The sequence below is a fragment of the Vibrio sp. R10-SG3-ISO10 genome (assembly GCF_059834185.1).
In genome coordinates this window covers 142244-156040 of sequence record NZ_JCBDHG010000025.1, presented here as the reverse complement: position 1 = coordinate 156040, position 13797 = coordinate 142244, and the positions used below count along the sequence as shown (strand labels likewise).

Below are 13797 nucleotides of genomic sequence, written 5' to 3'. Positions count from 1 at the left end.
AGGCTGGTGTATGAATTGGTTGCAACGCCGTTATTGGTTTTACAAGCTCAAGGGGGCTCCTTATCAGCCCCTTTTTGCCTCGGTGCAAAAAGGCGAGTACGTCTCGTTAGATTGTGAGACCACCAGCCTCGACCCTAATCGTGCCGAACTCGTTACCATTGCGGCGACCAAAATCATCGACAATCGAATTATTACCAGCAAACCGTTTGAAGTCAGGCTTAGAGCCCCGCAATCACTGGACTCTGGCTCAATCAAAATCCACCGCATCCGCCATCAGGATCTCGTTGATGGTATCGATGAAAAACAAGCCTTGATGCAACTGCTGGAGTTTATAGGTAATCGTCCATTAGTCGGCTATCACATTCGCTATGACAAAAAAATTCTCGATCTCGCCTGTCGCAAACAGTTGGGCTTTCCTCTACCCAACCCTTTAATCGAAGTCAGCCAGATCTATCACGACAAGCTAGAAAAACACCTGCCTAACGCTTACTTTGACCTCAGCTTGGATGCCATTTGTAAGCATCTCGACTTGCCTTTGCAAGACAAACACGATGCCCTCCAAGATGCGATTTCCGCCGCCTTAGTGTTTGTTCGATTAACAAAAGGTGACCTCCCTAGCTTAAATCTGCCTTATACCCGTTAACCCAACTTACGACCAAGTTCTCAATTTGCGTTTTAATTCCTTCATTTCAAAGCAGATCTACCTCTCTCATCCTAAAGTCTAATTGTCGAATTCTCGCCTGTGCTTGAAAGTTATGGGTATAGGGATTCTACAACGTCAGGGTCAGGTGACCTTATCGTTTTAAACGGACACTTGCTCAATTCACAAGGAATTAAGCACAAGGAGATAAGCAATGAGTGAAGCCCATATTTATCCGGTAAAAGAAAACATCAAAAAAAATACCCACGCGGATAACGATACCTACCAAGCTATGTACCAACAATCTGTGACAGATCCTGTTGGTTTCTGGAGTGAGCACGGAAAAATCGTCGATTGGATGAAGCCTTTCACTCAAGTAAAGAACACTTCCTTTGATACCGGCCACGTTGATATCCGCTGGTTCGAAGACGGCACGCTTAACGTGTCAGCAAACTGTATTGACCGTCACCTTGCTGAACGTGGTGATGACGTCGCCATCATCTGGGAAGGTGATGATCCAAACGACGATAAAACACTGACGTTTAACCAACTGCATAAAGAAGTGTGTGAGTTTTCGAACGCACTGAAAGAGCAAGGCGTGCGTAAAGGCGATGTGGTTTGTCTTTACATGCCAATGGTGACTGAAGCAGCGGTTGCCATGCTAGCCTGTACCCGTATTGGTGCGGTACATACTGTTGTATTCGGTGGCTTCTCTCCAGAAGCACTATCTGGCCGTATTATTGATTCAGACGCTAAAGTGGTGATTACCGCTGACGAAGGCGTGCGTGGTGGTCGTGCTGTTCCTCTGAAAAAGAATGTTGATGAAGCACTGACTAACCCAGAAGTAAAAACCATCGAAAAAGTCATCGTCATGAAACGTACTGGCGGTGACATTGATTGGCATGAGCATCGTGATGTTTGGTGGCATGAAGCAACCGCAAATGTTTCTGCTGACTGCCCACCAGAAGAGATGAAAGCAGAAGATCCTCTTTTCATCCTCTACACCTCTGGCTCGACAGGTAAACCAAAAGGTGTTCTGCACACCACAGGCGGTTACCTTGTCTACGCAACGATGACATTCAAGTACGTATTTGATTATCAACCAGGCGAAACCTTCTGGTGTACCGCTGATGTGGGTTGGATTACCGGCCACACTTATCTGATTTACGGCCCACTGGCTAACGGTGCAAAAACGATTCTGTTTGAAGGTGTGCCTAACTACCCAAGCACAAACCGCATGAGCCAAGTGGTGGATAAACACCAAGTGAATATCCTCTACACGGCACCAACAGCGATTCGCGCACTTATGGCGAAAGGCAATGAAGCGGTAGAAGGAACGTCACGTAGCAGCCTACGTATTATGGGTTCTGTAGGTGAACCGATTAACCCTGAAGCGTGGGAGTGGTACTACAAAACCATCGGTAATGAAGATTCACCTATTGTGGATACTTGGTGGCAAACCGAAACAGGCGGCATCTTGATTGCCCCACTACCAGGCGCAACAGACCTCAAACCAGGCTCTGCGACTCGCCCATTCTTCGGTGTTCAGCCTGCTCTGGTAGATAACATGGGTAACATCATCGAAGGTGCGACTGACGGTAACCTAGTCATCCTTGATTCATGGCCAGGTCAGATGCGCACAGTATATGGCGACCATGAGCGCTTCGAGCAAACTTACTTCTCTACATTTAAAGGCATGTACTTCACCAGTGACGGCGCGCGTCGCGATGAAGATGGTTACTACTGGATTACCGGTCGTGTGGATGACGTATTAAACGTCTCTGGTCACCGTATGGGTACCGCAGAAATCGAATCGGCACTCGTCGCTCACGATAAGATTGCTGAAGCAGCGATTGTTGGTATCCCTCACGATATTAAAGGCCAAGCAATCTACGCTTACATCACACTCAATGATGGTGAGTTCCCAAGTGCAGAACTGCATAAAGAAGTGAAGGACTGGGTGCGTAAAGAAATTGGCCCTATCGCAACACCAGATGTGCTGCACTGGACAGATTCATTACCTAAAACTCGTTCAGGTAAGATTATGCGTCGTATTCTACGTAAGATTGCCACAGGCGATACTAGCAATTTAGGCGATACTTCAACCCTAGCGGATCCAAGTGTGGTTGATAAGCTGATTGCAGAAAAAGCGGAATTAGCGTAATTGCCAACACCACTATGTAGAACTTCAAACCGTCACATTATGTGGCGGTTTTTTGTTTTTACCGTCTAAAGTACTCCTCTCTCGCCCTTTCTCATTGAGCAAAAAATGTTACCTCGGTTACAAAAATCCGGCTTCAAGCTGGGAGATTAGACCAGTAAATTGCTGCTAAATGCGCTGAATTAGCTATAATCTGGGTCTATTTCAAAGATTCACTGCTATTTTTAGTAAAAACTGCATGATGAATCCGAGATAATATGGGAATATTCCAGTTCATATCATGAAGTAGGAAGATGGCAGCACAATGACAGCAAAATCACGCATTCTTGTCTTAAATGGTCCAAATTTAAACCTGTTAGGTCTACGCGAACCCGCCCATTACGGTTCGTCAACGCTACCGCAGATTATCGACACATTAACCAAGCAAGCGAATGAAGCCAATGTTGAACTCCAACATCTTCAATCCAATCGTGAGTATGAGCTGATCGAAGCTATCCATGCGGCATACGACAAGGTGGATTTTATTATCATCAACCCTGCCGCCTTTACCCACACCAGTGTTGCACTTAGAGATGCGCTGTTAGGTGTGGCTATCCCATTTATCGAAGTACATTTATCCAATGTGCATGCTCGTGAACCATTCCGTCATCACTCTTATCTCTCAGATAAGGCTGAGGGCGTGATTTGTGGTTTAGGTGCACAAGGATACCAATTCGCTCTGTCTGCCGCACTGAATAAACTGCAGGCAAAGTAACCCAACTGACGTTGAAGTCCTTCGCAGATGCTCAACGTAAATAAACACTCTGCAGCTCGTTTTGAGCTGTCTTATTCACAAGATAAAAGAGAAAGAAAAGATGGATATCCGTAAAATCAAGAAGCTTATCGAGTTAGTAGAAGAGTCTGGCATTGCTGAGCTAGAAATCTCTGAAGGTGAAGAGTCGGTACGCATCAGCCGTAACGGTACTGCTGCACCTGTAGCACCAGTTCAATACGCAGCAGCTCCAGCTCCTGTAGCGGCGCCTGCACCAGCGGCGGCACCTGCTCCTGCAGCAGCGCCAGAAGCGGCAGCGGCTCCTGCAACTCCAACAGGTCACCAAGTTCTTTCTCCAATGGTAGGTACTTTCTACCGTTCTCCAAGCCCAGACGCGAAGTCATTCGTTGAAGTTGGTCAAACAGTAAACGCAGGCGACACGCTATGTATCGTTGAAGCGATGAAGATGATGAACCAAATCGAAGCAGACAAATCTGGCGTTGTAACCGCTATCCTAGTTGAAGACGGCCAACCAGTTGAATTCGACCAACCACTTGTTGTTATCGAATAATAGAGGCTCTCTCTTATGCTAGATAAATTAGTCATCGCGAACCGAGGTGAAATTGCACTTCGTATTCTTCGCGCATGTAAAGAATTGGGCATCAAAACAGTAGCTGTTCACTCAACTGCTGACCGTGACCTAAAACACGTGCTACTTGCAGACGAAGCGATTTGTATCGGTCCTGCCCGTGGTATCGATAGCTACCTAAATATTCCACGCATCATTTCAGCAGCGGAAGTGACTGGCGCGGTGGCAATCCACCCTGGTTACGGTTTCCTATCTGAAAACGCAGATTTTGCTGAGCAAGTTGAGCGCAGCGGCTTTATCTTTGTTGGTCCTAAAGCGGAAACAATCCGCATCATGGGTGATAAGGTTTCTGCTATCACGGCAATGAAGAAAGCTGGCGTACCTTGTGTACCGGGTTCTGATGGCCCACTAGATGACGACGAGCAGGCAAACAAAGCACACGCTAAGCGTATTGGTTACCCAGTAATCATCAAAGCGTCTGGCGGCGGCGGCGGTCGTGGTATGCGTGTTGTTCGTTCTGAAGGCGAGTTAATTGAAGCCATCGCTATGACGCGTGCTGAAGCAAAGGCAGCGTTCAACAACGACATGGTTTACATGGAGAAATTCCTAGAGAACCCTCGTCACGTTGAAGTTCAGGTTATTGCTGATGGTCAAGGCGGTGCTATCCACCTAGGTGAGCGTGACTGTTCTATGCAGCGTCGTCACCAGAAGGTTGTTGAAGAAGCGCCAGCACCAGGTATCACTGAAGAGATGCGTAAGTACATCGGTGAACGTTGTACACGTGCATGTCTAGAAATCGGTTACCGCGGCGCAGGTACGTTTGAGTTCCTATACGAAAACGGCGAATTCTACTTCATCGAAATGAATACTCGTATTCAGGTTGAGCACCCAGTAACTGAAATGGTAACGGGCGTAGACCTAATCAAAGAGCAACTACGTGTAGCAGCAGGTCAGCCTTTGTCATTCACTCAGGATGACATCAAGATCCGCGGCCATGCTATCGAATGTCGTATTAACGCAGAAGACCCAGAGCGCTTCCTACCTTCACCAGGTAAGATTGAACGCTTCCACGCCCCTGGCGGCATGGGTGTTCGCTGGGAATCGCACATCTACACAGGCTACACAGTGCCTCCTCACTACGATTCAATGATCGGTAAACTGATCACTTTCGGTGAGAACCGTGATGTTGCGATTGCACGTATGAAGAACGCACTAGGCGAGATGATCGTTGAAGGCATCAAGACTAACGTTCCTCTACAAGAAAGCATTATGAATGATGAGAACTTCCAACACGGTGGTGCCAACATTCATTACCTAGAGAAGAAACTAGGCCTGCAATAAGCGATTTCCGCTTTAGTTATAATGAAAATGCTCACTTCGGTGAGCATTTTTGTTTTCGCGCACTTGTTAGCCTTTTCTGCTACACTCTGCGCCAAATCACATCAATCAATGTAAAGAGCTCATACTCATGCCTTGGATTCAAATCAAACTCAATGCGACCAATGAAAACGCTGAACAGATCGGCGACATGCTAATGGAAGAGACTGGTGCGCTGTCTGTGACCTTCTTAGACGCGCAGGATACGCCTGTATTCGAACCTCTACCTGGTGAAACTCGTCTTTGGGGTGATACGGATATACTAGCGCTGTATGACGCGGAAGCAGATACTAACTTTATCATTGAGCAATCCAAACTCAGCGGTCTACTGGCAAATGATTTCGCTTATAAAGTCGAACAGTTGGAAGATAAGGACTGGGAACGCGAGTGGATGGATAACTTCCACCCAATGAAGTTTGGCGAGCGCCTATGGATTTGCCCTAGCTGGCGTGAGATCCCTGAGCCTGATGCGGTCAACGTGATGCTGGATCCGGGCCTTGCCTTTGGTACTGGTACCCACCCAACTACCGCATTATGTCTTGAATGGCTAGAAGGCTTAGATTTATCGGGCAAAACAGTGATCGACTTTGGTTGTGGCTCTGGCATTCTTGCGATCGCCGCGATCAAACTGGGCGCGGAAAAAGTTATCGGGATCGATATTGATCCTCAAGCACTGCTTGCCTCTAAAGACAACGCTGAACGTAATGGTGTTGCCGAGCAGCTAGAAGTGTTCCTTCCTCAAGATCAGCCTGAAGGTCTAATTGCTGACGTGGTTGTTGCTAACATCTTAGCAGGTCCGCTACGCGAACTTTCACCAATCATTAAGTCTTTAGTTAAGCCAAACGGCGAGCTTGCAATGTCAGGCGTGCTTGATACTCAAGCTGAAGATGTGGCTAACTATTACCGTGATGAGCTTCACATTGATCCTATCAAAGAGCAAAGTGAATGGTGTCGCATCTCTGGTCGAAAGCAAGGCTAGACAAGACTTTGCGAGCTAATTGACTGATTTTTGGGCATTTTGCGAAAACAATTTGTAAATGCTCAAATATTAGTCTTTTCACAGCGCTAAAAAATGCGTAAAATGCGCGCCCTTGCTGGTACTAAGCTGTGAAGACGTTTTGAAAATCGGAAACTACCAACTTAAGAATAATCTCATCGTTGCCCCTATGGCAGGTGTGACCGATAGACCGTTCCGTGAGTTGTGTCTCCGCTATGGTGCTGGAATGGCCGTCAGTGAAATGATGTCATCCAATCCAAAACTATGGAAAACGTCCAAATCAAAGCAACGCATGGTACATGAAGGCGAATCGGGCATTCGCTCTGTACAAATTGCCGGCGCTGATCCACAGCTTATGGCCGACGCTGCTCAGTTCAGTGTTGAAAACGGTGCGCAAATCATCGACATCAACATGGGCTGTCCAGCCAAAAAAGTGAATAAGAAGCTAGCCGGCTCTGCCCTGCTTCAGTATCCAGATATCATTGAAGATATTCTGAAGGCTGTAGTCAATGCAGTCGATGTCCCAGTGACATTGAAAACCCGTACTGGCTGGGATACAGATAACAAAAACTGTGTCCAAATCGCTAAATTAGCCGAAGACTGCGGCATTCAGGCTCTTGCTCTGCATGGCAGAACTAAAGCGTGTATGTACAAAGGTGAGGCCGAATACAACAGCATTAAAGCGGTCAAGCAAGCTATCTCAATTCCGGTTATCGCTAACGGTGATATCGATAGCCCAGAGAAAGCCAAGCATGTACTGGAATATACCGGTGCTGACGCTTTAATGATTGGACGCCCTGCCCAAGGTCGTCCGTGGATTTTTCAGGAAATCCAACACTTTTTGGAAAACGGCACCACGATGCCTGAGCTTCCTTACTCGGAAGTGAAAGACATCCTGCTTGACCATGTGAATGCACTGCATGATTTCTATGGAGAGTATTTAGGTCCACGAATCGCGCGTAAGCACGTAGGTTGGTACCTAAAAGAGCATGAGCAAGCAAGTGAGTTTCGCCGTACCTTCAACGCCATTGATGCAGCTGAGCTGCAACTTGAAGCGCTTGAAGAGTATTTTGATAAAGCCTAACTAGTTGTGCTTTCGCCCCAACTACGACAGGTAAACGTTGCATCATAATTAAGAGAAGAGCTAGACCGAATATGTTCGAACAAAATCTGACTTCAGAAGCATTAACAGTAACTACAGTAACGTCACAGGACCAGATTACTCAGAAGCCACTACGTGACTCTGTTAAAGCGTCTCTTAAAAACTACTTGGCTCAACTTAATGGCCAAGAAGTAACAGAACTATATGAATTAGTTCTAGCTGAAGTTGAACAGCCACTACTAGATACCATCATGCAGTACACTCGCGGTAACCAAACTCGCGCAGCAACTATGATGGGTATCAACCGCGGTACTCTTCGCAAGAAACTTAAAAAATACGGCATGAACTAATCGTTCATTCGATATTTTGATTTTAAGAAGCCGGGCTTACGTCAGTAATCCCGGTTTTTTTATCATTAGAGCCAGTGTTAGTTGCACGAATATTCAACGATCTGTGATCTATTGCGATTGCTAACCTCAAAGTGGTCGATATAATAATCAATTACGTTTACGTTCGGACTAATCTACATGGTTGATATGCAAAGGGAAGAATGGCTGAGTCTTATGCTCTCCGAGCTACCTGATCGTCTGCTGATCATTGATGAGCACGGACGTATCGTGGATAGCTTTGGTGAAGCAACTCAATCTGATCCTGAGTTAACCAATAAATACCTCAACCGTACGTTTAGCGAGATCCTTCCAGAAAGCCTTGCTGAGAATTTACAGCACCACTTCAAACAGGCGTTAACCTCAGGTCAACGTAAAACTCTGCAATACTCAATGACCCCTTGCCAACAGCTGCTGCTTTCTATCGAAGAGCTTGAAGCTTGGAATGGCGTGGATGAAAGATGGTTTGAAGCCTCTCTCAAGCCCATCACATTGGCAAGCGGTGCCAAATATGTTCTGTGGCAAGAGAAAGAGATCACTAAAGCTCACCTTCACCAAGTGGAATTAAAGAAACTGGCTGAAACCGATGAGTTGACTGGCATATTAAACCGCCGTGCCTTTATGCTAAGACTGGAGCGGGAGTTCGATAGCCCAACCCAGCAGCACCTTTCTTGTTTGATGATTGATATCGACCACTTTAAAGAAATTAATGACCAAGTGGGCCACTTGTCCGGTGATGAAGTCATCGTCCAAGTTGCGCATATTTGCCAAGGGTTAATTCGCTCCAGTGATTATATTGGCCGTTTAGGTGGTGAAGAGTTTGGTGTGGTGCTTTCTCGCACTAACGCAATTCAAGCGTACGATATTGCTGAGCGCATCCGTCACTCGATTGAGACCACACCTTGTCAGGTAGATGATCACATCATCTTGCCGACAGTGAGTATTGGGATTGCCGAGTTGAATGACCATGTATCATCCGTTAGAGAGCTGATGGTACAAGCAGACAAAGCGATGTATTACTCCAAGCAAACCGGTCGTAACCAAGTCACTCTCTACTACGAGAATCTTCCGGACATCAAGTCAAACACTGAGTTGAAAGCCAATATCCGCCGCGCTTCTTAAACCCCCTTTTCTATCTCACAGCAAGAGTCTTGGTGTTCTTCGCTCGCAAGTGCACCTAAAATCGAGCAATGACTGGCATCATCATCAACGTGCCCACAGCAAGCATCATTAATTTTCTTCAGTGCTGTGCGAATTCGAGTTAATTCAATAATCTTTTCATCAATCACAGAAAGCTTAGCTGTAGTGATCGCCTTAACTTCGGCGCAACTATGTTCTGTAGCCTCAAGTTTTATCTCTAAAAGTTCGCGAATCTCATCCAAGCTCAAACCTAAGTCTTTCGCTTTGAGGATAAAGCTGACTTGATGTTGGTTTTCTTCATTATAGAGCCGGTAACCTGAATCACTGCGACCTGCTGGTCTAATTAGCTGATTCTTTTCGTAAAAGCGTAATGTATCTGCTGTGACATTACAGCGCTTAGCCAATTCTCCGATCTGGAACATAACTTTTCCTATTAACTGTTTCGTTACGTTTTAAGCCTAAACTTGAGCTTTTCACAATTATTTTTGAGATGCCAAACGATTGCGCGAGCTTTTTTGTAATAAATTAGTTAGAATGTGCGCCATCAAACTCAGAGACTAGTTTACCACCAACAAATGTTGGAAAGGTCTTTACCAAAACTGGCCAATATCTTAGTGCCTGATTGTAATCAAAGCATAAGAACAAGTTCACTTTTGGCAAATATCTTTATCTTACATATTAACTCTGTGACTTTGAGGAAATGGAAGCATGACTAACGCTCGTCCTATTCGCCGCGCACTAATCAGCGTATCAGACAAAACTGGTATTGTTGAGTTTGCCCAAGCTCTTGCTAACCGAGGTGTTGATATTCTATCAACAGGTGGCACTGCTCGCCTACTGGCAGAAAAAGGCATCTCAGTAACTGAGGTATCAGATTACACTGGTTTCCCAGAAATGATGGACGGTCGTGTTAAGACGCTTCACCCTAAAGTACATGGTGGTGTGCTAGGTCGTCGTGGTCAAGATGACGACGTAATGGAAAAGCACGGTATCAACCCAATCGACATGGTCGTGGTGAACCTTTACCCATTCGCTGAAACAGTGGCGAAAGAAGGTTGTACTCTTGCCGACGCGGTCGAGAACATCGATATCGGTGGCCCAACTATGGTTCGCTCAGCAGCGAAAAACCACAAAGATGTGACTATCGTCGTTAACGCGCACGACTACGACCGCGTTATCGCTGAGATGGATGCGAACGAGACATCTCTGACTCTAGAAACACGCTTTGACCTAGCTATCGCTGCCTTCGAGCACACAGCCTCTTACGACGGCATGATCGCTAACTACTTCGGCACTATGGTTCCATCTTACGGAGAGAACAAAGAAGGTGACGAAGAGAGCAAATTCCCGCGCACATTCAACCAGCAGTTCATCAAGAAACAAGACATGCGTTACGGTGAAAACAGCCACCAAGACGCAGCTTTCTATGTTGAAGCAAATCCAGAAGAAGCCTCTGTTTCTACTGCTCGCCAAATCCAAGGTAAAGCCCTTTCTTACAACAACATCGCCGATACTGACGCAGCACTTGAGTGTGTTAAAGAGTTCGACGAGCCAGCATGTGTGATTGTTAAGCACGCTAACCCATGTGGTGTTGCGCTAGGTGGTAACATCCTTGAAGCGTATGACCGCGCATACAAAACGGACCCAACGTCTGCTTTCGGCGGCATTATCGCCTTCAACCAAGAGCTAGATGCGGCAACAGCAACCGCTATCGTTGAGCGCCAATTCGTTGAAGTCATCATCGCTCCTTCTGTATCTGCTGAAGCAATTGAAGTGGTTGCAGCGAAGAAGAACGTTCGCCTTTTAGAATGTGGCGAGTGGACAACTAAGACGACGGGCTTTGACGTGAAACGCGTTAATGGCGGCCTACTGGTTCAAGACCGTGACCAAGGCATGGTAAGCCTAGATGACCTAAAAGTGGTTTCTAAGCGCCAACCAACAGAAGAAGAGCTAAAAGACGCCCTATTCTGCTGGAAAGTAGCTAAGTACGTTAAATCAAATGCGATTGTTTACTCGAAGGGTGACATGACTATCGGCGTTGGAGCTGGCCAAATGAGCCGCGTTTACTCAGCGAAGATCGCAGGCATCAAAGCGGCTGACGAAGGTCTACAAGTTGAAGGCTGTGTAATGGCATCGGATGCGTTCTTCCCATTCCGCGACGGTATCGATGCGGCAGCAGAAGCAGGTATCAAGTGCGTGATTCAACCGGGTGGTTCTATGCGTGATGACGAAGTTATCGCAGCAGCAGACGAACATGGCATGGCGATGATCTTTACCGGTATGCGCCACTTCCGCCACTAGAAAGAAGCGAGAGCGCTTCGCTTCTGGAAACGGGAACGCAGCGCTCCGAGTAGAGCAAGACTTATAATTTGTTTTTTGGATATTCCGATATTTGAAATACGTTAGAGCAAGCCAGTGCCTTTAGTTCAAGGAAAACACGCGGAGCTTATGACTATAAGTGAGCATGTTTGACACAGAAATAAAGACACTGGCGCAGCTATAAGGATTTAAAAAAATGAACGTACTTATCATTGGTGCTGGCGGTCGTGAACATGCACTAGGCTGGAAAGCGGCGCAAAACCCAAACGTTGAAACAGTATTTATTGCACCAGGTAACGCAGGTACTGCTCTTGAGCCTAAGCTTGAGAACGTCAACATTGGTGTTGAAGCGATTTCTGAATTGGTTGCTTTCGCACAAGAGAAAAAAATCGAGCTAACGATTGTTGGCCCTGAAGCGCCACTTGTTATCGGTGTGGTAGATGCATTCCGTGAAGCGGGTTTGCCAATCTTTGGCCCAACCGAAGCAGCAGCACAGTTAGAAGGCTCAAAAGCGTTTACTAAAGACTTCCTAGCTCGTCACAACATCCCAACCGGTGCTTATGCAAACTTCACTGAAATCGAGCCTGCACTGGCTTACGTTCGTCAGCAAGGCGCACCTATCGTGGTCAAAGCCGATGGTCTTGCGGCAGGTAAAGGCGTTATTGTTGCGATGACTCTAGAAGAAGCCGAAGACGCAATCAAAGATATGCTCGCTGGCAACGCCTTTGGTGAAGCGGGTAGCCGCGTGGTTATCGAAGAGTTTCTAGACGGTGAAGAAGCAAGCTTCATTGTAATGGTGGATGGTAAAAGCGTTCTGCCTATGGCCACCAGCCAAGACCACAAACGTGTCGGTGATAAAGACACTGGCCCTAACACAGGTGGTATGGGTGCTTACTCTCCTGCTCCGGTTGTGACTCCAGAAATCCACGAGCGCATTCTTGAAGAGGTTATCTACCCAACGGTTCGTGGTATGGATGCAGAAGGTCACCCATACACAGGCTTCCTCTACGCGGGTCTAATGATCGATAAAGACGGTACGCCAAAGGTTATCGAATACAACTGCCGCTTCGGCGATCCAGAGACGCAACCTATCATGATGCGTATGGAATCTGATCTTGTCGAGCTGTGTCTAATGGCTATCGACGAGAAACTAGACGAAGCGGAGTCTAAATGGGATCCGCGTGCGTCTATCGGTGTGGTACTGGCTGCAGGTGGTTACCCAGCAGATTACGCTAAAGGCGATGTTATTTCTCTACCAGCAGCAGAAGTTGAAGGTCAGAAAATCTTCCACGCTGGTACTGCTAACAACGCATCAGGTGAGATCGTAACTAACGGCGGCCGCGTTCTTTGTGCAACAGCACTTGGTAATAGCGTTTCTGAGGCTCAGGAGCAAGCGTACGCACTAGCTAAGCAAGTAAGCTGGAATGGTATGTTCCACCGCAACGACATCGGCTACAGAGCGATTGCGCGCGAGCAAGAACAGTAAATCACAACATCAGTTGGCTTATCGTAAAAAGGCGCTCAATGAGCGCCTTTGTTTTATCTATCTTTTGCCGATTATTACTCTTCGATCAGAGCTGGTCGTTCGATGCAGTCATGGCTATCTTCCGCCAGCATGAGCAATTGGTTTACCACAACCTTTTTGTTTCGCGTAGTACCCAAAAACGCCGCATAGCTGTCTACGCTCGCCAAGCGGTTTACCACAAAACTTGGTAATGTCTCGTTAAACTCGGCTTGCTCATAGCTTTGTCCTGAACAAGTATCAAAGCTTGAGCCATCCCAATAGCCCTGAATCAAACGAACACCTGAATTGCTCTGCTCTTTGGTGCGAGTTGGAATAGTCAGCGCTTCTTGCTTAAGCCAAGCAATTTTATCCGCTTTCAGCGGCAAGACCTTCCCGTCGAGCCGGTACTGCTGATAGATAGCCTCGCCATCTTTGCTAAAGCGAACATGAATACGGTAAGGAACTAAACTTTGATTGTCTTTTAGCTGTTGCCCCTCACGAATCAGTTCTCGAATCTCGCCATCTTCCCATCGATAGTCAGATTTATACCAACCATAGTCTCCGGCGCTCACATAGTCCGCAGCGGTGTAAGGAAAAGATAAACGTTCGGTGTACCAATATAGGCTGGTCGCATCCCCCATACTCTGACCACCAGTATACTCAGTAAACTGGTCTAGGTTGGGAGTCGGAATACTCGAAGAGCATCCAACCAGCAAAGAAGCGATTAGTGAAGGTGCTAGAAGTTTTTTCATCGTCATAAACAAATATACGCCAAGATAGCAGCTACCTTGGCGTATTATATACAATTCCGAGTTTGAAACTCTGAAATCA

At 46.7% G+C, this 13797-nt stretch carries 13 protein-coding genes; 11 read left to right on the top strand and 2 right to left on the bottom strand.

Annotated features, from left to right (window positions below; translation table 11 throughout):
* The first annotated feature begins 10 nt into the window (after nucleotides 1–10).
* The 9 genes from AC6R16_RS21645 to AC6R16_RS21605 all read left to right on the top strand — a co-directional run bounded on the left by AC6R16_RS21645 (nucleotide 11) and on the right by AC6R16_RS21605 (nucleotide 9125).
* Entirely contained in the window at nucleotides 11–643 is a 633-nt protein-coding gene (locus AC6R16_RS21645) for a 3'-5' exonuclease (protein ID WP_500675709.1), read from the top strand.
* A gap of 211 nt (nucleotides 644–854) precedes the next feature.
* Nucleotides 855–2804 carry an acetate--CoA ligase gene (gene acs / locus AC6R16_RS21640; RefSeq protein WP_004742956.1) on the top strand — a complete coding sequence of 650 codons (1950 nt, stop codon included), beginning with the start codon at nucleotides 855–857 and terminating at the stop codon, nucleotides 2802–2804.
* A 301-nt stretch (nucleotides 2805–3105) separates the two neighbouring features.
* Entirely contained in the window at nucleotides 3106–3555 is a 450-nt protein-coding gene (aroQ, locus tag AC6R16_RS21635; protein ID WP_500675708.1) for a type II 3-dehydroquinate dehydratase, read from the top strand.
* Nucleotides 3556–3655: 100 nt separating this feature from the next.
* Nucleotides 3656–4123 carry an acetyl-CoA carboxylase biotin carboxyl carrier protein gene (accB, locus tag AC6R16_RS21630; RefSeq protein ID WP_500675707.1) on the top strand — a complete coding sequence of 156 codons (468 nt, stop codon included), beginning with the start codon at nucleotides 3656–3658 and terminating at the stop codon, nucleotides 4121–4123.
* Between the two features lie 15 nt (nucleotides 4124–4138).
* Nucleotides 4139–5482, top strand: coding sequence for an acetyl-CoA carboxylase biotin carboxylase subunit (gene accC, locus AC6R16_RS21625; protein WP_171323715.1), 1344 nt, complete (start codon nucleotides 4139–4141; stop codon nucleotides 5480–5482).
* A 127-nt stretch (nucleotides 5483–5609) separates the two neighbouring features.
* Complete coding sequence (prmA, locus tag AC6R16_RS21620) at nucleotides 5610–6497, top strand: 50S ribosomal protein L11 methyltransferase (RefSeq protein ID WP_500675706.1); 888 nt, start codon at nucleotides 5610–5612, stop codon at nucleotides 6495–6497.
* 139 nt (nucleotides 6498–6636) lie between these two features.
* Entirely contained in the window at nucleotides 6637–7599 is a 963-nt protein-coding gene (gene dusB, locus AC6R16_RS21615) for a tRNA dihydrouridine synthase DusB (protein ID WP_500675705.1), read from the top strand.
* Between the two features lie 71 nt (nucleotides 7600–7670).
* On the top strand, nucleotides 7671–7967 hold the full coding sequence (gene fis, locus AC6R16_RS21610) for a DNA-binding transcriptional regulator Fis (protein ID WP_000462885.1): 297 nt from the start codon (nucleotides 7671–7673) through the stop codon (nucleotides 7965–7967).
* Between the two features lie 177 nt (nucleotides 7968–8144).
* On the top strand, nucleotides 8145–9125 hold the full coding sequence (locus AC6R16_RS21605; protein WP_500675704.1) for a sensor domain-containing diguanylate cyclase: 981 nt from the start codon (nucleotides 8145–8147) through the stop codon (nucleotides 9123–9125).
* Here the strand turns inward: AC6R16_RS21605 and zntR are convergent.
* On the bottom strand, nucleotides 9122–9565 hold the full coding sequence (gene zntR, locus AC6R16_RS21600) for a Zn(2+)-responsive transcriptional regulator (protein ID WP_500675703.1): 444 nt from the start codon (nucleotides 9563–9565) through the stop codon (nucleotides 9122–9124). The two genes, AC6R16_RS21605 and zntR, sit on opposite strands and share 4 nt — an antisense overlap.
* Before the next feature lie 286 nt (nucleotides 9566–9851).
* On the opposite strand from zntR, the gene purH reads away from it, so the two are divergent.
* Nucleotides 9852–11444, top strand: a complete 1593-nt coding sequence (gene purH / locus AC6R16_RS21595) for a bifunctional phosphoribosylaminoimidazolecarboxamide formyltransferase/IMP cyclohydrolase (RefSeq protein ID WP_272786134.1) — start codon at nucleotides 9852–9854, stop codon at nucleotides 11442–11444.
* Between the two features lie 214 nt (nucleotides 11445–11658).
* Nucleotides 11659–12948, top strand: coding sequence for a phosphoribosylamine--glycine ligase (gene purD / locus AC6R16_RS21590; protein WP_500675702.1), 1290 nt, complete (start codon nucleotides 11659–11661; stop codon nucleotides 12946–12948).
* A 74-nt stretch (nucleotides 12949–13022) separates the two neighbouring features.
* Here purD and AC6R16_RS21585 read toward each other — a convergent pair whose 3' ends face one another.
* Nucleotides 13023–13724, bottom strand: a complete 702-nt coding sequence (locus AC6R16_RS21585) for a DUF1481 domain-containing protein (RefSeq protein WP_500675701.1) — start codon at nucleotides 13722–13724, stop codon at nucleotides 13023–13025.
* Nucleotides 13725–13797 lie beyond the last annotated feature (73 nt).

Bases quoted from the DNA above. Each gene is read 5' to 3' on its own strand.
- AC6R16_RS21645 (WP_500675709.1), top strand. From the start codon at position 11: ATGAATTGGTTGCAACGCCGTTATTGGTTTTACAAGCTCAAGGGGGCT.
- acs (WP_004742956.1), top strand. From the start codon at position 855: ATGAGTGAAGCCCATATTTATCCGGTAAAAGAAAACATCAAAAAAAAT.
- aroQ (WP_500675708.1), top strand. From the start codon at position 3,106: ATGACAGCAAAATCACGCATTCTTGTCTTAAATGGTCCAAATTTAAAC.
- accB (WP_500675707.1), top strand. From the start codon at position 3,656: ATGGATATCCGTAAAATCAAGAAGCTTATCGAGTTAGTAGAAGAGTCT.
- accC (WP_171323715.1), top strand. From the start codon at position 4,139: ATGCTAGATAAATTAGTCATCGCGAACCGAGGTGAAATTGCACTTCGT.
- prmA (WP_500675706.1), top strand. From the start codon at position 5,610: ATGCCTTGGATTCAAATCAAACTCAATGCGACCAATGAAAACGCTGAA.
- fis (WP_000462885.1), top strand. From the start codon at position 7,671: ATGTTCGAACAAAATCTGACTTCAGAAGCATTAACAGTAACTACAGTA.
- AC6R16_RS21605 (WP_500675704.1), top strand. From the start codon at position 8,145: ATGGTTGATATGCAAAGGGAAGAATGGCTGAGTCTTATGCTCTCCGAG.
- zntR (WP_500675703.1), bottom strand. From the start codon at position 9,565: ATGTTCCAGATCGGAGAATTGGCTAAGCGCTGTAATGTCACAGCAGAT.
- purH (WP_272786134.1), top strand. From the start codon at position 9,852: ATGACTAACGCTCGTCCTATTCGCCGCGCACTAATCAGCGTATCAGAC.
- purD (WP_500675702.1), top strand. From the start codon at position 11,659: ATGAACGTACTTATCATTGGTGCTGGCGGTCGTGAACATGCACTAGGC.
- AC6R16_RS21585 (WP_500675701.1), bottom strand. From the start codon at position 13,724: ATGACGATGAAAAAACTTCTAGCACCTTCACTAATCGCTTCTTTGCTG.